Annotated in this window: 16 protein-coding genes and 1 tRNA gene; 14 read left to right on the plus strand and 3 right to left on the minus strand. The window is 65.0% G+C overall.

Going from position 1 to position 18,581, the window contains the following annotated elements:
• Positions 1–302: 302 nt before the first annotated feature.
• From E4K65_RS28405 to E4K65_RS28445, 9 genes are all read left to right on the plus strand, one after another.
• Entirely contained in the window at positions 303–1,403 is a 1,101-nt protein-coding gene (locus E4K65_RS28405; RefSeq protein WP_135176943.1) for an ABC transporter substrate-binding protein, read from the plus strand.
• Positions 1,381–2,403, plus strand: a complete 1,023-nt coding sequence (locus E4K65_RS28410; protein ID WP_135176944.1) for an ABC transporter permease — start codon at positions 1,381–1,383, stop codon at positions 2,401–2,403. The genes E4K65_RS28405 and E4K65_RS28410 overlap by 23 nt, the downstream gene beginning before the upstream one ends.
• Complete coding sequence (locus E4K65_RS28415) at positions 2,397–3,185, plus strand: ABC transporter ATP-binding protein (RefSeq protein WP_135176945.1); 789 nt, start codon at positions 2,397–2,399, stop codon at positions 3,183–3,185. The genes E4K65_RS28410 and E4K65_RS28415 overlap by 7 nt, the downstream gene beginning before the upstream one ends.
• Positions 3,179–4,351 carry an acyl-CoA dehydrogenase family protein gene (locus tag E4K65_RS28420; protein WP_135176946.1) on the plus strand — a complete coding sequence of 391 codons (1,173 nt, stop codon included), beginning with the start codon at positions 3,179–3,181 and terminating at the stop codon, positions 4,349–4,351. Before E4K65_RS28415 ends, E4K65_RS28420 begins: the two co-directional genes overlap by 7 nt.
• 30 nt (positions 4,352–4,381) lie before the next feature.
• Positions 4,382–5,482 carry an LLM class flavin-dependent oxidoreductase gene (locus tag E4K65_RS28425; RefSeq protein WP_135176947.1) on the plus strand — a complete coding sequence of 367 codons (1,101 nt, stop codon included), beginning with the start codon at positions 4,382–4,384 and terminating at the stop codon, positions 5,480–5,482.
• Entirely contained in the window at positions 5,479–6,417 is a 939-nt protein-coding gene (locus tag E4K65_RS28430) for an ABC transporter substrate-binding protein (protein ID WP_135176948.1), read from the plus strand. The genes E4K65_RS28425 and E4K65_RS28430 overlap by 4 nt, the downstream gene beginning before the upstream one ends.
• A 352-nt stretch (positions 6,418–6,769) precedes the next feature.
• A complete protein-coding gene (locus E4K65_RS28435; protein WP_135176949.1) occupies positions 6,770–7,615 on the plus strand; it encodes a CmcJ/NvfI family oxidoreductase in 846 nt (281 codons plus the stop codon).
• A 104-nt stretch (positions 7,616–7,719) separates the two neighbouring features.
• The gene (locus E4K65_RS28440; protein ID WP_027547860.1) at positions 7,720–8,016 is read left to right on the plus strand and encodes a septal ring lytic transglycosylase RlpA family protein; all 297 of its coding nucleotides are present in this window, start codon (positions 7,720–7,722) and stop codon (positions 8,014–8,016) included.
• A 48-nt stretch (positions 8,017–8,064) separates the two neighbouring features.
• Entirely contained in the window at positions 8,065–9,234 is a 1,170-nt protein-coding gene (locus E4K65_RS28445) for a Gfo/Idh/MocA family protein (RefSeq protein WP_135176950.1), read from the plus strand.
• 189 nt (positions 9,235–9,423) lie between these two features.
• Here E4K65_RS28445 and E4K65_RS28450 read toward each other — a convergent pair whose 3' ends face one another.
• The 3 genes from E4K65_RS28450 to E4K65_RS28460 all read right to left on the minus strand — a co-directional run bounded on the left by E4K65_RS28450 (position 9,424) and on the right by E4K65_RS28460 (position 13,472).
• A complete protein-coding gene (locus tag E4K65_RS28450; RefSeq protein WP_135176951.1) occupies positions 9,424–10,734 on the minus strand; it encodes an ABC transporter substrate-binding protein in 1,311 nt (436 codons plus the stop codon).
• Between the two features lie 251 nt (positions 10,735–10,985).
• Positions 10,986–12,107: a D-alanine--D-alanine ligase family protein gene (locus E4K65_RS28455; protein WP_135176952.1), complete on the minus strand. Its 1,122-nt coding sequence runs from the start codon at positions 12,105–12,107 to the stop codon at positions 10,986–10,988.
• Positions 12,108–12,239: 132 nt separating this feature from the next.
• Positions 12,240–13,472: an SMP-30/gluconolactonase/LRE family protein gene (locus E4K65_RS28460; protein ID WP_135176953.1), complete on the minus strand. Its 1,233-nt coding sequence runs from the start codon at positions 13,470–13,472 to the stop codon at positions 12,240–12,242.
• Between the two features lie 277 nt (positions 13,473–13,749).
• On the opposite strand from E4K65_RS28460, the gene E4K65_RS28465 reads away from it, so the two are divergent.
• The 5 genes from E4K65_RS28465 (at position 13,750) to E4K65_RS28490 (ending at position 18,553) form a co-directional block, all read left to right on the plus strand.
• Positions 13,750–14,013 (plus strand): hypothetical protein, encoded by a 264-nt coding sequence (locus E4K65_RS28465; RefSeq protein ID WP_135177056.1) that lies wholly within the window; start codon positions 13,750–13,752, stop codon positions 14,011–14,013.
• A 718-nt stretch (positions 14,014–14,731) separates the two neighbouring features.
• Entirely contained in the window at positions 14,732–16,294 is a 1,563-nt protein-coding gene (locus tag E4K65_RS28475) for a 2-isopropylmalate synthase (RefSeq protein WP_135176954.1), read from the plus strand.
• A gap of 222 nt (positions 16,295–16,516) precedes the next feature.
• A complete protein-coding gene (locus E4K65_RS28480; RefSeq protein ID WP_135176955.1) occupies positions 16,517–17,518 on the plus strand; it encodes a TRAP transporter substrate-binding protein in 1,002 nt (333 codons plus the stop codon).
• Positions 17,519–17,712: 194 nt separating this feature from the next.
• The gene (locus tag E4K65_RS28485; protein WP_135176956.1) at positions 17,713–18,309 is read left to right on the plus strand and encodes a Spy/CpxP family protein refolding chaperone; all 597 of its coding nucleotides are present in this window, start codon (positions 17,713–17,715) and stop codon (positions 18,307–18,309) included.
• A gap of 168 nt (positions 18,310–18,477) precedes the next feature.
• Positions 18,478–18,553 (plus strand) — tRNA-Lys (locus E4K65_RS28490).
• Positions 18,554–18,581: the final 28 nt, after the last annotated feature.

Raw genomic sequence — 18,581 nt, forward strand, 5'->3', positions numbered from 1 at the left:
CTGCGCAAGAATGAAGCAGGGGAGGGAGTCGCAAGGGCTCTCTGTCAACCGATGCATCGACGGAAATCGTTTCATCGTTCCTGCACGCGCCGGTGGAGAGAATGACTTTGCCTCGCGCCACATTCGAAATTCCATTTCATTGACGATGGGCCAGGCGCGCCGCATGATTTGCGCATCGCATCAACGCGGCACGGGAAGCGCCGCCGAAAAGATATTCTCTCAACGCAGCTCCGCACGGAATATGCGCAACGTGAAGCGTTGCGCGAATGGCGGAGCCGTGCCAGCGCAGGAGCAAGGGGCCGATGAACAAGAACAACAAGCGCGGCGGATCGAGCCTCGATCGACGTCACCTGCTCCAGGCGGGGCTCGCTGCTGCTTTCGCAGCGCCGCTGGGTGCCCTCGGCGCGCAGGCCTTTGCGCCACAGGCGATCGCGCCCGGTGTCGACCTCTCGGAGTTCCCGCTGTGCCGGACGGCGGCAGATAGCCCAGCGCTCACCGGCGGGCCGCGCAAGCTGAAACTGTCGTGGAACGCCGGCGCGGTGTGCCTCGCGCCGGTCCCGGTCGCCATCGAGCACGGCTTCTTCCAGAAACACAATCTCGACGTCGATCTCGTCAACTATTCCGGCTCGACAGACCAACTGCTCGAGGCGATCGCGACCGGCAAGAGCGATGCCGGCCTCGGCATGGCGCTGCGCTGGCTGAAGCCGCTGGAGCAGGGCTTTGACGTCAAGATCGCCGCCGGCACCCATGGCGGCTGCATGCGCGTGCTGACGCGCACCGATTCCGGGGTCGCCAAGCTCGCCGATCTCAAGGGCAAGATCGTCGCGGTCGGCGATCTCGCCGGTCCCGACAAGAACTTCTTCTCGATCCAGCTCGCCCGGCTCGGCATCGATCCGGTCAAGGACGTCGACTGGCGCGCCTATCCCGGCAACCTTCTCAACGTCGCGGTCGAGAAGGGCGAGGTGCAGGCCTTCCTGTCGTCTGATCCGCTTGGCTATCTCTGGCTCAAGGACAGCCAGTACAAGGAGGTTGCTTCCAATCTCGACGGCGAATATCGCGACAAGAGCTGCTGCATCCTCGGCCTGCGCGGCAGCCTGGTGCGCGAGGAGCCGCAGGTCGCGCGCGCCATCACGCAGGCGCTGCTCGATGCCGCGATGTTCACCTCGCAAAATCCGTCCGTCACGGCGAAGTCGTTCCAGCCCTACGCGCCGAAGACGGCGACGCTCGCCGATATCGAGGGCATGGTGCGCTACCACACCCACCACCATCATCCGGTCGGCGAGGTGCTGAAGCGCGAGCTCAAGGCCTATGCCGACGACCTCAAGAGCGTGCAGGTCTTCAAGCAGAGCACCGATACAGCCAAATTCGCGGAGCGCATCTATGTCGACGTATTCGCTGTCTGACGGCCTCGCCTCCGGCGCGCCGCGCCTCTCGCGCGCACCGCTGCTTGCGACCTGGCTCCGGGAATCCGGCGTCGGCGTTCTCGCCAGCGTCGCCTGGATCGCCTTCGGCCTGTCCTGCCTGTGGTGGGACGATGTCGGCGACTGGTCGCGCACGCATTCGCTCGGCATTGCCGCCTTCGTCATCGCGGCCGTCGCGCTGTTCGGCACCGTCGGTGCCGACTATCTCGGCTCGGCGGGGAAGGCGTTGCACCAGCGTGCGCCCTGGCTCGTCGCGCTCGGTGCCTTCCTGACCTTGTGGGAAGTCGCCACCGCAAAGTTCGCCTGGTTGCCGCTGCCGTTCTTTCCACCGCCGCAGTCGATCATCGAGGTCTACACCGACGACCTGCCCAAGCTGCTCGACAGCGTGTTCGCCTCGGTCAAGCTCCAGCTCGGCGGTTATCTGATCGGCGCCACGGTCGGCTTCCTGACCGGCGTCTCGATCGGCTGGTCGCGCGCGGTTGGCTATTGGGTGCATCCGGTGCTGCGCTTCATCGGCCCGCTGCCGGCGACCGCCTGGCTGCCGATTGCCTTCTTCACCTTCCCGTCGAGCTGGAGTGCCTCGACCTTCCTGATCGCGCTCGCGACCGGCTTCCCCGTCACCGTGCTGACCTGGTCGGGCGTCGCGAGCGTCAGCAACGCCTATTACGACGTCGCGCGCACGCTGGGCGCAAAGCCGTCCTTCCTGGTGCTGAAGGTCGCGATCCCCGCGGCTCTCCCGCATGTCTTCGTCGGCCTGTTCATGGGGCTCGGCTCGTCCTTCGCGGTGCTGGTCGTCGCCGAGATGATCGGCGTCAAGGCCGGCCTCGGCTGGTACCTGCAATGGGCGCAGGGCTGGGCCGCTTACGCCAACATGTACGCAGCGCTGATCGTGATGTCGCTGCTCTGCTCCGGCGCGATCACGCTGCTGTTCGCGATCCGCGACCGCCTGCTGGTCTGGCAGAAGGGGACCGTGAAATGGTAGCCACAGTCGCGCTGGCCGAAGTCGCCACTGGCGCCGCGCTCGACATCGAGCAGGTCAGCCACGCCTTCGACATCGACGGTGCCGAGCTGCCGGTGCTCAGCGACGTCAGCATCGCGGTCGAGCCCGGCGAGTTTGTCGCGCTGCTCGGTCCGTCCGGCTGCGGCAAGTCGACCTTGCTGCGCCTCGTCGCGGGCCTCGACAAGCCCAAGGCAGGGACGCTGCGTGAGGACGAGGCCCGCATCACCCGGCCGCATCCCTCCCGCGTGGTCGTGTTCCAGGATCCGACCCTGTTTCCCTGGCGGTCGGTCTGGGACAACGTCGCCCTGGGCCTCGAGGCCCAGGGCATCCTCAAGAGCCAGCGGCAGCGCGTGGACGATGCGCTCGATCTCGTCGGGCTGTCGTCGTTTCGCAACGCCTATCCGCACCAGCTCTCCGGCGGCATGGCGCAGCGCGTCGCCTTGGCGCGTGCGCTGGTCAACGATCCCAAAATCCTGATCCTCGACGAGCCGCTGGGAAAACTCGATTCGCTCACCCGCATCACCATGCAGGCCGAGCTCGTCTCGCTGTGGCAGCGCAAGGGGTTCACCACGCTGCTGGTGACACATGATGCCGAGGAGGCCCTGGTGCTCGCCAACCGCGTCATCGTCTTCAGCGATCGCCCCGCACGCGTGAAGGCCGACATCCGCGTCGACCGGCGCTATCCGCGTCATCGCGGCGATCCGTATCTGGCCGACCTGCGCCGCCAGATCCTCGGCCTTCTGGGATTGGATGCCACGTGGTGACCTCCATAGCCAAAGGCCGCACGGCTCGTAGAGAGCCCGACTACATTGTACGCGCCGAGGAGCTCGCTGAAGCCTTTGCCGCGCGCGCGGCCGAGCACGACCGCACCGGCAGCTTTCCGTTCGAGAATTTTCGCGAGCTCTCCGAGGCCGGCCTGCTGTCGCTGACGGTTCCGGCAGCTCATGGCGGGGCCGGCGCCGGCGCACGCTACGCCGCGCGCGTCATCGGCATCGTCGGCAAGGCCGATCCGTCGACCGCGCTGGTGCTGTCGATGCACTACATCAACCATCTCGTCATGGCGCGCAGCCCGACCTGGCCGGCGCGGCTGTCGCGCAAGCTTGCGCGCGAGACCGTCGAAGGCGTCGCGCTCGTCAATGCGCTGCGCGTCGAGCCCGAACTCGGCTCGCCCGCGCGCGGCGGCCTGCCGGCGACGATCGCGCGGCGGACCGAGACGGGCTGGCGCCTGACCGGCCACAAGATCTATTCGACGGGGTCGCCGATCCTGAAATGGTATCTGGTCTGGGCCCGGACCGACGAGGCCGAGCCGCGGGTCGGACAGTTCCTGGTGCCGGCAGGACTGCCGGGCGCCAGGATCGTCGAGACCTGGGATCATCACGGTCTGCGTGCCAGCGGCAGCCACGACGTCATTTTCGACGACGTCGTGATCCCGCTCGATGCCGAGGTCGATGTTCGCAAGCCGGCGGATTGGCGTGCGCCCGACGTCACGCAGGCGACCGTCCACACCATCTTCGTTGCCGCGATCTATGACGGTGTCGCCCGCGCCGCGCGCGACTGGCTGATCTCGTTCCTGAAGCAACGCGTTCCCGCCAGTCTCGGCGCGCCGCTTGCGACCTTAGCCCGCGCGCAGGAGATCCTCGGCGCCATCGAGGCTCGGCTCGCGGTTAATGCGCGGCTGATCGCCTGCTTTGCTGGCGACTTCGACGACGGTGTCGAGCTTTCGGCGGCCGAGTCCAACGTGATCAAGCTCACCGTCACCAACAATGCGGTGGCCGCCGTCGAGGATGCGCTGTCGCTCACCGGCAATCACGGCCTCTCCCGCGCCAATCCGCTGGAGCGGCACTATCGCGACGTGCTGTGCGGTCGCGTGCACACGCCGCAGGACGATTCCACGCGCATCGGCCTCGGCCGCGCCGCATTGGGCCTCTAGCCTTTCCGCAAAACAATCAGGGAGACGATCATGTCGATCGAGTTCATCGGCTTCATCGCTAACAGCAACGCTTCCGAGACCATCGTGCGCCAGGGTCCGGTGCTCGATCCGGCCTATATCGAGACAGTGGCGAAGGCGCACGAGCTTGCCGGTTTCGATCGTGCGCTGCTGGCGTTCCATTCGACGACGCCGGATGCGTTGCAGGTCGCCCAGCATGTCCTAACCATCACCAAATCGCTCAAGGTCATGATCGCGCAGCGTCCAGGCTTCACCGCCCCGACGCTGCTGGCGCGCCAGCTCGCGACGCTTGACCAATTCTATGGTGGCCGCGTCTCGCTGCACGTCATCACCGGTGGCAATGCGGCCGAGCTCAGGCAGGACGGCAACACGCTCGACGACAAGGACGAGCGTTACGCTCGCACTGGCGAATTCCTCGATGTGGTGCGGCTGGAATGGACCAGCGAGAAGCCGTTCAACTACAGCGGCAAGTACTACAACGTCGAGAACGGCTTTTCGCAGGTGAAGCCGCTGCAGAAGGGTGGCATCTACACCTTCGTCGGCGGCGGCTCCGACGCCGCGATCGATGTCGCCGGCAAGCATGCCGACACTTTTGCGCTGTGGGGTGAGTCCTATGCGCAGGTGCGCGACGTCACCTCCCGCGTTCACAACGCCGCCGTCAGGCAGGGGCGGCCGACGCCGCGCTTCAGCCTCTCGGTGCGGCCGATCATTGCGCCCACCGAAAAGCAGGCCTGGGAAAAGGCGGAGGAGATCCTGGCGCGGGCCACCGCGCTTCAGGACAAGACCGGCTACCGCAAGCCGGCCGACGGCCATGCCACGGCCGGCGCGCGGCGCCTGCTCGCGCTCGCCGACCAGGGCAGCCGGATCGACAAGCGGCTCTGGACCGAGATCGCAAAGCTCACCGGCGCCAACAGCAACACCACGGCACTGGTCGGCACCCCCGAGCAGGTCGCCGAGGTCTTCGGCGACTACTACGACCTCGGCGTCAGCCACTTCCTGATCCGCGGCTTCGATCCGCTTCCCGATGCCATCGAATACGGCCGCGAGCTGATCCCGCTGACGCGCCAACTCGTCGCCAAGCGCCGGGCCGTTCGCGGCGAGGCCGCGGAATGATCCGTCTCATGCTGGCCGGCGCGCTGCTGTTCGGTTCGTTGGAACTGGCGGCGGCGCAGACCACGCTCCGCGTCGGAGACCAGAAGGGCAATGCGCAGGCCGTGATGGAAGCGGCAGGCGTGCTCAAGGACGTCCCCTACAAGATCGAGTGGAAGGAGTTTCCGGCGGCCGCACCGCTGCTCGAGGCGCTCAGCGCCGGTGCGATCGAGACCGGGCTCGTTGGCGATGCGCCCTTCACCTTCGCCGCCGCCTCCGGTGCACCGGTGAAGGCGATCGCCGCGATCCGGCAGACGCGCGAGGGGCTCGCCATCCTCGTGCCCGAGACCTCACCGATCAAGAGTTTCGCCGACCTGCGCGGCAAGAAGATCGCGACCGGCCGCGGCTCGATCGGCCATCAGTTGATCCTCGCCGCGCTGGAAAAGAACGGCTGGGCTGCGTCCGACGTGCAGATCGCGTTCCTGGCGCCATCGGATGCCAAGATCGCCTACACGCAAGGCTCGGTCGATGCGTGGTCGACCTGGGAGCCCTATGTCAGCCAGGAGGAGGTGCTGTTCAAATCGCGCCGCATCATCACCTCGGAAGGCCTGACGCCGGGCCTGAGCTTCCAGGTGGCGCGGCCCGACGCCATCCGCGACAAGCGCGCCGAGTTGACCGACTTCATCCGCCGCCTGACCGCCGCGCGGGCCTGGTCGCTGAACAACGTCGATAGCTATGCCGCGACCTGGGGCAGGCTGATGAACATCCCGACCGGCGTGCCGCTGAACTGGCTGTCGCGCGCAAAGATCCGCATCGCGCCGATCGATGACGGCGTGGTCGTGGACGAGCAGGGCACGATCGACCTCTATTTCCGCTGGGGCCTGATCAAGCAGAAGCTCGATGCGGCCGAGATCGTCGACCGCTCCTTTGCGGACGCGCTCGCCAAGGCGGGGCTGTAGGCAGCGTTCGTGTCCCGGACGCGCTGCAGCGTGAAACGCTGCACCGGCGTCATTCCGGGGCGCGACGAAGTCGCGAGCCCGGAATCCATTGATCTACAAAGTTTGCGGCCCGATGGATTCCGGGCTCGCCCTGCGGGCGCCCCGGAATGACGGCGGCGGGGCGCGAGGGCTGACGAACCCTTCAAGCATCCGTGAAGCGAGAAGAACGTAGCCAGAGCGACCGCCGTTCTCGACAGATTCGTTCTGCGTTCCCTCCGCTCAACAACACCCCCATTGCTATTTGCATCACCTCCCTTGCAGCCGCACGCACCCCGCCAAAAATCAATCCGACGACCACATCGGGAGACCGGCCATGGGCCTGCAAGAAACAAAAATCGAATCGCTTCCCTTCGTCACCGCCGAACTCAACTACCTTGCGCCGACACCGGGCAAACCGCGCACCTACGCGTTCGATCCGCCGCCGGGCGAGCCGAAGAGCACGTCGCTGCCGGAGCCGCATCAGGTGCCGATCTTCGACGCGCGGCTGATCGCGAGCAATATCTCGCTCGATCGCGAAGGCTTTGCGCTGGTGCGCCATCCAACCCAGGTGAAGGACTTCTACGACGACGCGGAGCTGAGGGCGGTCTACTATCCCGCCGTCGAGGCCTTCTTGCGGGCGACGCTGAAGGCCGATCGCGTTTTCATTTTCGACCATACCGTGCGCAAGCGCGTCGCAGGCGCTGCCGATATTCGCGATGGTGGCCCGCGCCAGCCGGCGACGCGCGTCCATGTCGACCAGACCGCCGTCTCCGGCGCCAACCGCGTGCGCGAGCATCTGCCTGACGAGGCCGACGAGCTGCTGAAGGGGCGCGTGCAGGTGATCAATCTGTGGCGGCCGATCCGCGGTCCCTTGCGCGACTCGCCGCTCGCGATGGCCGACGGCACCACGGTCGCGCCGGAGGATCTCATCGCCTCCGACCTGATCTATCCCAACCGCCGCGGCGAGACCTATTCGGTGAAATACAATCCGAACCATCGCTGGTTTTATTTCCCGGAGATGACGCCGGACGAGGCGTTGCTGCTCAAGTGCTACGACTCGGCGACCGACGGCCGCACCCGCTTCGGGCCCCACACCGCCTTCGTCGATCCGACCACGCCCGCCGATGCGCCGCCGCGTGAGAGCATCGAGCTGCGCACGTTGGTGTTCCACAAACAGTAACAATGTGTGATCGCACTGCCGGGGTGACCCCGGCAGTGTTCCTGGAACTTCGGGGAACAAGGCGACGTTTGCAGCACGGGCAGGGCCAACCGGGGAGCGGTGCCGTGCGAGCGTTGACCACTTTATTATTTTGCCTTGCCACATTTTCTCTGGCGCATGCCGAAAGCGGACTTGCCTCATATTACGGGTACGGAAAAGGCAAAGGTTCCGAGCTGACCTGTGCCCACCGCACGCGCCCATTTGGCACCGTGCTGAGGGTGTCCTACGGCAGCCGCTCGATCCAGTGCCGCGTCAATGATCGCGGCCCCTTCATCCGCGGCCGTATCGTCGATCTCTCGGTGCCCGCAGCCCGCGCGCTCGGCATGATGAGCGCCGGCGTGGTGCGCGTCTCGGTGGAATAGGCCTCCTAGCGCGCTATAGTGCCGCCCAAGCATGGGTGAGGGGGCGCTATGGCCAGGATCAGGGTGGGACTCGTCGGCTGCGGCTTCGTGTCGGAGCTGCATATGTACGCGTTCCGGCGCGTCTATGGCGTGGACGTCGAGGTCGCGGCGGTGGCCGCGCGCGGCGACCATGTCGTCGCATTCGCCGGCCGCCACGCAATTCCGCGCGTCTATCGCAGCTTCGCCGAGCTGATCGCCGACCGCGAGCTCGACGTCATCGACATCTGCACCCCGCCCAATCTCCACGCCGGCATGATCGTTGCCAGCATGCAGGCCGGCAAGCACGTGATCTGCGAGAAGCCCTTTGCCGGTTATTTCGGCCGCGAGGGCGACCAGCAGCCAATCGGCAAGCACGTGCCGAAGGCGCTGATGTATGAGCGCGTGCTCGAGGAGATGGACGCAATGCGCGCCGCGATCGAGCGCACCGGAAAACTCTTCATGTATGCCGAGGACTGGATCTACGCGCCCGCGGTGACCAAGACCGCGGAGATCATCAAGGCGACCAGGGACAAGATCCTGTTCATGAAGGGCGAGGAGAGCCATTCCGGCTCGCACGCGGCGCATGCCGCGCAATGGGCGATGACCGGCGGCGGCTCGCTGATCCGCATGGGCTGCCACCCGCTCTCCGCCGTGCTCTATCTGAAACAGGTTGAAGCCAAAGCGCGCGGCGAAACCATCCGCGTCGCCAGCGTCACCGGCGACGTCGGCAACGTCACAGCCAGCCTGAAGCCGGAGGAGCGCACCTACATCAAGGCCACCCCCGTCGATGTCGAGGACTGGGGCACGCTGACGGCGACATTCTCCGACGGCACCAAGGCCACCGTGTTTTCCGGCGACATGATCATGGGCGGCGTGCGCAATCTGGTCGAGACCTACACGACCGGCGGCTCGCTGTTCGCCAACATCACGCCGAACACGCATCTGATGAGCTACCAGACCTCTGAGGAGAAGCTCGCAAACGTCTACATCACCGAAAAGGTCGACCGCAAAACCGGCTGGCAATATGTCTGCCTCGAGGAGGAGTGGACGCGCGGGTATTTGCAGGAGATCCAGGACTTCATGGAATGCGCCGCGACCGGCCGGCAGCCGCTGTCGGACCTCGCCCTGGCCTACGAGACGATCAAGGTGAACTACGCCGGGTATTGGGCCGCGGAAGAGGGGCGGCGGGTGGTGTTGTAGGGCGGCTGAAGAGACCACAGGCACGCTGCGATCCCTTCTCCCCCTGTGGGAGAAGGTGGCGCGAAGCGCCGGATGAGGGGTTCTCTCCGCGCGCTCGCTAAGAGTTGGACTCGCGGATAGAACCCTCACCCGGCTTCGCTTTGCGAAGCCACCCTCTCCCACAGGGGGAGAGGGTGCACCGTCGTCGCCTCACGTCCCGTAAGTCGAGCCCTTCGGCAGCGGAAACACCGGGTCCTGCGTGCGGATGTTCGTCGGCCACACCACCGAGATGTGCTCGCCGGCGTTCTGCATCACCACCGGTGTCGAGCGTTCGTTCTGGCCGGAGAGTGGCGTGCCCGGCGGGAAGAATTTCACGCCATAGCCCTGGATGGTGCCGCCGGCGGGGATGTCGACGTCGAGCGCGGCCTTGCGGATCGCCTCGGGCTCGAAGCTGCCGTACTTTTCCTTGGCGACCGGCAGCACGTTGTTGAGCAGCACCCAGGTCTGGTTGAAGCCCATCGAGCAGTGCGGCGGCACGTCGGTGGCGCCGGTCTTGGCCTTGTAGCGCGCGACCATGGCGTTGGTCAGATCGCCGATACCCGGTGCGAGCTTTGCCGGATCGAGCAGCTGCGCCGGTACCGGATCGATGTTGCAGAAATTGTCGATGTCGGGACCAAAAGTGGCGCGCAGCTTGTCGAGCTGGCTGTAGCCGGCGCCGGCGCCGAACAGCATCTTGAAGCGCAGACCGCTCTCGCGGGCCTGGCGCAGGAACAGGGTGATGTCGGGGTTATAGCCGGCATGCGAAATCACGTCGGCCTTGGCGCGCTTGATCTTGGTCACCAGCACCGAGAGATCGGGCGCCGAGGCCGAATAACCCTCGCGCAGCACCACCTGGATGCCGGCCTCCTTGGCATAGGCCTCGTCGGCGGCGGCGACGCCAACACCGTAGGGGCCGTCCTCATGGATCAGTGCGACCTTGACCTCCTTGGGATCCATTCCGAGTTTTGCTTTCGCATGCTCGGCGAGGAAACCGGCAAAAGCCTGGCCGTACTGATCCGAATGGATCTGCGCGCGAAACACGTATTGCAGGTTCTTGTCCTTGAACACGGCGGTCGAGACCGCGGTCGTGATCCAGAGGATCTTCTTCTGCTGCTCGACCTTCGCCGCGAGTGGCACCGCATGCGAGCTCGCATAGACGCCGTTGAGGATGTCGATCTTCTCCTGGCTGATCAGGCGTTCGGCCTCGTTGATCGCAACGTCGGGCTTGCTCTGGGAATCCGCGGCGACTGGAGCAATCTTGGTCTTGCCGCCGACACCGCCTTTCTCGTTGACGAGATCGATCGCGATCTGCGCCCCGATTGACGAGGCGACCGAGCCGCCGGCGGCGAACGGGCCGGTGAGGTCGTAGATCAGGCCGATGCGCAACGTCTCGGCTTGCGCCTGGGCCCGTGTCCAATCGAGGCTGAGTGCGGCGGCAGCAGCCGCCGAGCTCTTCAGCAGCTGCCTGCGTGAAGTCGGCATCCTATCCTCCCTCAAGACCGTCTTTTGATTGGTTGTTATCTTTTTGCGAAGTATGGGGAGCGGGACGGCGGAAAGTCAACATCGCCCAAGGTCGATACGCGGTGCGCCGCCGCACAACGCATCTGCGAAAGACAAGACAAAGCCCACACCGCTCGCTGCGGAGCGATGGGCATGATCGCGCTGTGTTACTTCAACCCGGCCCCGCGCGCCTTGCGCGGCCGTGTGCACGGCATGGAGCGACCGGAGATCGACTAGCTCGCGTAGCCCCGTTCCAGGGTCTGCCGCTGCCGGTGCCGGTCCAGCGCCAGATTGACGAGGCGCGTCAGCAGCTCGCCATACGGTACGCCCGAGGCTTCCATCATCTTCGGATACATGCTGATCGACGTGAAACCGGGCAGGGTGTTGATCTCGTTGAAGCAGAACTCGCCGGATTTCCGGTCGAGGAAGAAGTCGACGCGGGCGAAGCCGCTGCATTCGAGCGCCGCGAACACCCGGGTGGCCAGTGACCGGACGCGCTCCATCTGTGCTGCGTCGAGCTTGGCCGGAAGGTCAACCCGCGCGCCATCGGGGTCGAGATATTTTGCCTCGTACGAATAGAACTCGTGATGGGCGTTGGGGTTCAGCTCGCTGGCGACGCTCGCGAACAGCGTGTCGCCCTCGAGCACCGCGACCTCGATCTCGCGCGCGTCGATGCCCTGTTCGACCAGCACCTTGACGTCATACCGAAACGCATCATCGAGCGCCGCTCCGAGCGCATCCGGCGTCTTGACCTTGTGGATGCCGACACTGGAGCCCATGTTGCACGGCTTGACGAAGACCGGGAGGCTCAAGCCTTCGACCGCCTTCGCAAGCGATGAGTTGCGGTCCTGAACGTAGGCCTTGCGGGTGAGCACGCTATAGGGCGCGACCGGAATGCCGGCGAATTCGGCGAGCCGCTTGGCGACATCCTTGTCCATGCTGACCGCGGAGGCGAGAACGCCCGATCCCACATAGGCGACGTCGGCCAATTCCAGCAGGCCCTGCACGGTGCCGTCCTCGCAAAGCGGCCCGTGGATGACCGGAAAGACGACGTCGATCTCGATCGGGTCGGCGGCGCCTTGCGTGATCGGCATGAGGACGCCGCGTCCATCAGGTCCTCTGGCGAGCCGCATCTCCGGCGCATCGGGCAGGATCGGCAAGGCCGCCGCGTGCGCCTGATCGAGCGTCCGAAGGTCGTTCCATTGCCACTGGCCTGTCTTGTCGATGGAGACCGGGATCACCTCGAAGCGGGTGCGGTCGAGATGCCCCAGCACGGAGGCCGCCGATTTCAGCGAGACCTCGTGCTCACCGGACCTGCCGCCATAGAGAACGACGACGCGAATTTTGTCTGCCATGGTTCAATTATCACGCGCTCTCTCCGGAAGTCACCTCTGTTGCCCGGTTCAAGCATCGACAAGGCGACCAAAAACAATTCGGCGCCGGCGAGGCACGCCGGCGCCGTGGTGCAATTCAAAGGCTTGTGCCGTTCAACCCGGCCCCGCGCCCTGCGTCGCCGTATACACGGCGTAGAGCGACTGGCTCGCGGCCATGAACAGGCGGTTGCGCTTGGGGCCGCCGAAGCAGACGTTGCCGCACACTTCCGGCAGGCGGATGCGGCCGAGCAGCTTGCCCTCCGGCGACCACACCGTCACGCCGCTATAGCCGACGGCGCGGCCGGCATTGCTGGAGGCCCAGACATTGCCATTGACGTCGCAGCGCACGCCGTCCGGCCCGCACTTCACGCCGTCGATCACGCAATCGCTGAACTTCTTGAGGTTGGAGAGCTTGTTGTCCGTGCCGACGTCGAACACGAAGATCTGGTCCTTGCCGCCGGGGCCGGTGTCGCCCGGTCCCTTGCCGGTCGAGACGACATAGAGCTTCTTGAAGTCGGGCGAGAAGCACAGGCCGTTCGGATCCGGCACCTGCTCCTCGGTGACAACGAGGTCGATGCGGCCTGAGGGATCGATGCGATAGCAGTTGGTCGGCAGCTCGCGCTTGCCCGGTGTGAAGCCGGCCGGTTGTCCGATCCGCGGATTGAGCTTGCCGCCCGAATTGCTCGCGCCGCCGGCGACATCGGGTTCGCCTTCGTACAACTGGCCGCCATAGGGCGGATCCGTGAACCAGTAGCTGCCGTCGGGATGCGCCGCGATGTCGTTTGGTGAGTTCAGCTTCTTGCCGTTGTAGTTGTCGCAGAGCACGGTGGCGGTGCCGTCATGCTCGTAGCGCGTCACCCGCCGGGTCAAATGTTCGCAGGAGAGCTGACGGCCCTGGAAGTCGAACGAATTGCCGTTGGAGTTGTTGGACGGCGAGCGGAACACGCTGACGCGGCCATCGTCCTCGGTCCAGCGCATCTGCCGGTTGTTGGGAATGTCGCTCCACAGGAGGTAACGGCCCTGTGCGCTCCACGCCGGGCCCTCGGCCCACAACAGGCCGGTGTGAAGGCGCTTGATCGCGGTGTTGGGCTGCGCCAGGTCGTTGAAGGACGGATCGACTGCGATGATGTCGGGGTCCCAGAAATACGTGGTCGGCGCGCCGTTGGGGCCGAAATCGCGCGGCGGGGTGGTGATCGTCGTCGGCGGAGCGGCCGGTCCGGTCTGGGCCAGCGCGGGGCCGGCCATCGTGGCGGCGGCACCGAGCGCAAGCCCCCGGACAAGTGTCCGTCGCGAAAGCGCAGCATCCTGGTCACGCTGCTCGTGGTCACGAGTCTCCTGGCGTGTCATCGCGTCCTCCCGGTCATGTTCGGCTGGCCGGTTGATCCGGCCGAGCGGGTCGGAGGTTAGTCCGGTCCGCGTCCGGTTGCGAGGGGCAGGTTCGCATCCTCCGTGCGATGTCGCGAACGCCGCAACATCGCCGCATTGCGGCTGTGCAAAGTCCGAGCCGACAATTTCGTCCTGCCCGTGCGCCGCTAACCGGGACCGGTTTTACGGCCTGTCAAGCCTTGACCTCGCGCGCGATGCTGGCAGAACATTCCTCGGGGGAAAGAGGCCGGAACTCATGGTGTTAGCTGTCGTCATACTGGTCATGCTGCTCGCGATCGCATTCGTGGCCGGCTATTTCACCCGCGTCTACGTCTCCCGCAAACGCCGGGCGGAGGCGCGCCGCTGGCGGGATTATACCGAGCCGGATTGGCTCCACGCCAACGCGCCGGCCAACACCAACGAGATCGCAAAAACCGGCAAGGCGGTGCCGACCGCCACCGGCGAGCTCGGTCAGATGCTGGACCGCTGGGAAAGCCGAGCCCGCGCCCGCCGCACGGGATAGCTTCAAGGCCTTCACCGCTACCAAGACCACCGCGATCCAATCAGGGAATTAGCGAACATCGACAATTGCGAGCGCAGCGAAGCAATCCAGACCGTCATGGCGGAAAGGCTCGGGATTGCTTCGCTGCGCTCGCAATGACGGCGTTGAAGCAATTGTGCGCAAATGTCTCCCATCGTCGTCCTGGCGAACGCCAGGATTACCCCAGGGAGTGGTTTGGCGAAGGCTCGTCTTGTACTGCAATCGGTCTCAACGGACGGACCTCGCGCTATGGGTCCTGGCGTTCGCCAGGACGACACCAATGACGTGGCTTCGTTTCGCTTTTCCCAATAGCCGGGAGCAAGCTCGCGTCCAATGGTAGGTCAGTTCCACTGACCATCTTTTGGCGTTGCAGTTGCGCCTGTTTCTCGTCTAGAAACAACCGCATTGGGCCTCCCGGCAACCAACCGTCAACGGTTTTGACCGAGGATTTGAGGGCTCAAAAGGGTCTGGCAATGCTGATTCGCGGCCAAATCGATGGGATTTCGGGGGAGGTGGCTCTGGCCGCCGCCACGATCCCGGCCGCGCTGCTGCCCACCCACCTTCTTGGCGGGCTTCTTCTTACTTGCCCCTGAGGGCCGGCTGGGCGCCACGCGCCTGGGCGCTCAGGGGTTGGTCGAGATCACCGGACACCTCAAGCGCCCAGCATTGAACGGCGCAAAAGCTCAAAAGGAAATTTGCAATGGCCCCCGTGAACAAGTCCGACAAGGACCGCGTCATCATTTTCGACACCACGCTGCGCGACGGCGAGCAGTGCCCCGGCGCCACCATGACCTTCGAGGAAAAGCTCGAGGTCGCCGAGCTGCTGGATGATATGGGCGTCGACGTCATCGAAGCCGGCTTCCCGATCACCTCCGAAGGCGACTTCCAGGCGGTCAGCGAGATCGCCCGCCGCTCCAAGAACGCCGTCATCGCCGGCCTGTCGCGTGCCAATCCAAAGGACATCGACCGCTGCGCCGAAGCGGTGAAATTCGCCAGGCGCGGCCGCGTCCACACCGTGATCGCGACTTCGCCGCTGCACATGCGTGTCAAGCTGAACATGACGCCCGAGCAGGTGATGGAGCTCTCGATTGCCAATGTCACCCGCGCCCGCAACCAGATCGACGACGTCGAATGGTCGGCCGAAGATGCCACCCGCAGCGAGATGGACTACCTCTGCCGCATCGTCGAGGCCGTGATCAAGGCCGGTGCCACTACGGTGAACATCCCGGACACCGTCGGCTACACCACGCCGGACGAATACACCCGCTTCATGAAGACGCTGATCGAGCGCGTGCCGAACTCGGACAAGGCAGTGTTCTCCGTGCACTGCCATAACGACCTCGGCATGGCCGTGGCGAACTCACTGGCCGGCATCGCCGGCGGTGCGCGCCAGATCGAATGCACCGTCAACGGCATCGGCGAGCGGGCCGGCAACGCTTCGCTCGAGGAAGTCGTGATGGCCATCAACGTCCGCAACGACGTGTTTCCGTGGTGGAACAAGATCGACACCACGCAGCTCACCCGCGCCTCGAAGGTGGTGTCGGCGGCGACCTCGTTCCCGGTGCAGTACAACAAGGCCATCGTCGGCCGGAACGCCTTCGCGCATGAGAGCGGAATCCACCAGGATGGCGTGCTGAAGGACGCCTCCACCTACGAGATCATGCGGCCCGAGATGGTCGGCCTGAAGCAGTCCTCGCTGGTGCTCGGCAAGCACTCCGGCCGCCATGCCTTCGTGCACAAGCTGGAGGAGATGGGCTACAAGCTCGGCCCCAACCAGCTGGAAGATGCGTTCACGCGGATGAAGGCGCTCGCCGACCGCAAGAAGGACATCTACGACGAGGACATCGAGGCGCTGGTCGACGAGGAGATGGCGGCGTCGCACGACCGCATCAAGCTGACCTCGCTGACCGTGATCGCCGGCACCCATGGCCCGCAGCGCGCGACCATGAAGCTCGACGTCGACGGCCAGATCAAGATCGAGGAGGCCGAGGGCAACGGTCCGGTGGACGCGGTGTTCAACTGCATCAAGCGCCTGGTGCCGCACGAGGCCAAGCTCGAGCTGTACCAGGTCCATGCCGTCACCGAAGGCACCGATGCTCAAGCCGAAGTCTCGGTGCGGCTGTCGCATGACGGTCGCTCGATGACGGCGCGCGCGGCCGATCCCGATACGCTGGTGGCCTCGGCCAAGGCCTATCTCGGTGCGCTCAACAAGATCGTCATGAAGCGCCAGCGCGACACGGTTACGACGGCCGCGGCGAGCTGAACGTTCACGCTCCGGATGAAACGGCGGAAACGCGGTGCCCTTGGCACCGCGTTTTTCGTTGATCGCCGCCGCGGCTGTTTCCGCCCGGATACAGCATTTTTGCAAGGAGACCCCTGCTAAGGGGCAATGGCGCCTCAGCCTGCTTCTCTATAAAGCTGCCTCCCAAGAATTTAAGGCTTGGGGCCGGCGGTCCGTGCCCCACAAAAACGTACTGGAGGAAGCATGCGGAAACTCATTTGGGCTGCGGCATCGATAGCGGCTTTGGCGCTGACCGGGCCGGCATCGGCCCAATCGCCTGTTATCATCAAGTTCAGCCACGTCGTCGCCACCGACACGCCGAAGGGCAAGGCGTCGGAAAAATTCAAGGAGCTCGCCGAGAAGTACACCGGCGGCAAGGTCAAGGTCGAGGTCTATCCGAACTCGACGCTCTACAAGGACAAGGAAGAGCTCGAGGCGCTCCAGCTCGGCAGCGTGCAGATGCTGGCGCCGTCGAATTCGAAATTCGGCCCGCTCGGCATCCGCGAGTTCGAGGTGTTCGATCTGCCCTACATCCTTCCCGACCTGAAGACGCTGCGGAAAGTGACGGAAGGCCCGCTCGGCCTCCGTCTGCTCAAGCTTTTGGACTCCAAGGGCATCACCGGCCTTGCCTATTGGGATAACGGCTTCAAGCAGATGAGCGCCAACAAGAAGCTGGTGACGCCAGCCGATTACCAGGGCGTCAAGTTCCGCATCCAGTCCTCGCGCGTGCTGCAGGCCCAGTTCAAGACGCTCGGCTCGCTGCCGCAGGTGATGGCGTTCGGCGAAGTCTACCAGGCGCTGCAGACCGGCGTGGTCGACGGTCAGGAGAACACCTGGTCGAACATCTATACCCAGAAGATGCACGAGGTGCAGAAGTACATCACCGAGACCAATCACGGCTACATCGGCTACGTCGTGATCGTGAACAAGAAGTTCTGGGACGATCTGCCGGCCGACATTCGCGAGCAGCTGTCGAAGGCGATGAAGGAGGCGACCGACTTCAACAACGCGCAGTCGCAGAAGGAGAACGACGACGCGCTGGCCGAGATCAAGAAGGGCGGCAAGAGCGAGATCATCAAGCTCACGCCGGAGCAGGACGAGGCGATGCGCAAGGCGATGGAGCCGGTCTACAAGGATGCCGCCAGCCGCGTCGGCCAGCCGCTGATCGACGAATTCCTGAAGGAATCGAAGAGCACGACCAACTGACCCAAACGATGCATGAATGAAGGGGCTTCCGTGCCAGGCGCGGAAGCCCTTTTTGTTGCGAATGATTTCCGGTTGCGGCTGGAGGTAAAATCAGGCGTTACATCTTCGTCAGGACGCCCTTCCTGTCCAAGTTGTAAGTTGCGCGCGAGGCGCGCGGCGCCCATCTTCAGGGCATCCTTCCAGAGGAGGTTCGGATGAGGAAGTTCACCATCGCCGCCATCGCCGTGCTCAGCATCGCCGGCTCGGGCGCGGTCTATGCCCAATTTCACCGCCCGTGGATGGAGCACTTCCGCCACGTCCGCATGAACCCCGAGGACCGCGCCGCCTTCGTCGACGCGCGGATCGCCGCCGTCCATGCCGGGCTGAAGCTCAACGCCGACCAGGAGAAGCTGTGGCCGCCGGTCGAGGCCGCCGTGCGCGAGTTCGCCAAGCTGCGCATCGACCGCGCCAATGCGCGCATGAATGCCGCCCCTGGGGCCGCCGACAAGCCGGAGGATCCGGTCGCCCGCCTGCGCCAGCAGGCCGAGGACATGGGGGCTTCCTCCGCGGCCCTGAAGAAGATCGCCGATGCCGCCGATCCCCTCTACAAGACCCTGGACGAGGGCCAGAAGCGGCGCCTCGCCGCACTGACCCGTCACCGCGGCCCGTTCGGCGGCGGCGAGGACGGCCCGCACCGTCATTTCATGGAACGCGGGATGGACCGCATGATGGAGCGTGGCATGGACCGCTTCCATGGCGACCGTTTCGACCGTGACGGCGGCCCGGACCGGGATCGCGAGGGCCGGCTCTGAGCCACCCCGGATTTTCCCGGGATTAAGCTTGGCGAAGCCGCTGGAATCCGGCGGCTTTTCGCATTTCAGGGCTTATCGACGAAGCCTTGGAAAACATTCGTCGCATCGCTTGCCAGACCCGGATCGCTTTGCTAAACGACCGGCCTCGCAAGGCACTTATCGCCTTTCGGGCGCATAGCTCAGTTGGTAGAGCAGCTGACTCTTAATCAGCGGGTCCCAGGTTCGAGCCCTGGTGCGCCCACCATCCCAAAGCCCCGCTAGCGCAGGGTTTT

Origin of the sequence: Bradyrhizobium niftali (genome assembly GCF_004571025.1) — a bacterium.
Taxonomy (GTDB): domain Bacteria; phylum Pseudomonadota; class Alphaproteobacteria; order Rhizobiales; family Xanthobacteraceae; genus Bradyrhizobium; species Bradyrhizobium niftali.

What these genes read in the sequence shown, in the direction of transcription:
- E4K65_RS28405 (WP_135176943.1), top strand. Translation starts at nt 303, where the DNA reads ATGAACAAGAACAACAAGCGCGGCGGATCGAGCCTCGATCGACGTCAC.
- E4K65_RS28410 (WP_135176944.1), top strand. Translation starts at nt 1,381, where the DNA reads ATGTCGACGTATTCGCTGTCTGACGGCCTCGCCTCCGGCGCGCCGCGC.
- E4K65_RS28415 (WP_135176945.1), top strand. Translation starts at nt 2,397, where the DNA reads ATGGTAGCCACAGTCGCGCTGGCCGAAGTCGCCACTGGCGCCGCGCTC.
- E4K65_RS28425 (WP_135176947.1), top strand. Translation starts at nt 4,382, where the DNA reads ATGTCGATCGAGTTCATCGGCTTCATCGCTAACAGCAACGCTTCCGAG.
- E4K65_RS28430 (WP_135176948.1), top strand. Translation starts at nt 5,479, where the DNA reads ATGATCCGTCTCATGCTGGCCGGCGCGCTGCTGTTCGGTTCGTTGGAA.
- E4K65_RS28435 (WP_135176949.1), top strand. Translation starts at nt 6,770, where the DNA reads ATGGGCCTGCAAGAAACAAAAATCGAATCGCTTCCCTTCGTCACCGCC.
- E4K65_RS28445 (WP_135176950.1), top strand. Translation starts at nt 8,065, where the DNA reads ATGGCCAGGATCAGGGTGGGACTCGTCGGCTGCGGCTTCGTGTCGGAG.
- E4K65_RS28450 (WP_135176951.1), bottom strand. Translation starts at nt 10,734, where the DNA reads ATGCCGACTTCACGCAGGCAGCTGCTGAAGAGCTCGGCGGCTGCTGCC.
- E4K65_RS28455 (WP_135176952.1), bottom strand. Translation starts at nt 12,107, where the DNA reads ATGGCAGACAAAATTCGCGTCGTCGTTCTCTATGGCGGCAGGTCCGGT.
- E4K65_RS28460 (WP_135176953.1), bottom strand. Translation starts at nt 13,472, where the DNA reads ATGACACGCCAGGAGACTCGTGACCACGAGCAGCGTGACCAGGATGCT.
- E4K65_RS28475 (WP_135176954.1), top strand. Translation starts at nt 14,732, where the DNA reads ATGGCCCCCGTGAACAAGTCCGACAAGGACCGCGTCATCATTTTCGAC.
- E4K65_RS28480 (WP_135176955.1), top strand. Translation starts at nt 16,517, where the DNA reads ATGCGGAAACTCATTTGGGCTGCGGCATCGATAGCGGCTTTGGCGCTG.
- E4K65_RS28485 (WP_135176956.1), top strand. Translation starts at nt 17,713, where the DNA reads ATGAGGAAGTTCACCATCGCCGCCATCGCCGTGCTCAGCATCGCCGGC.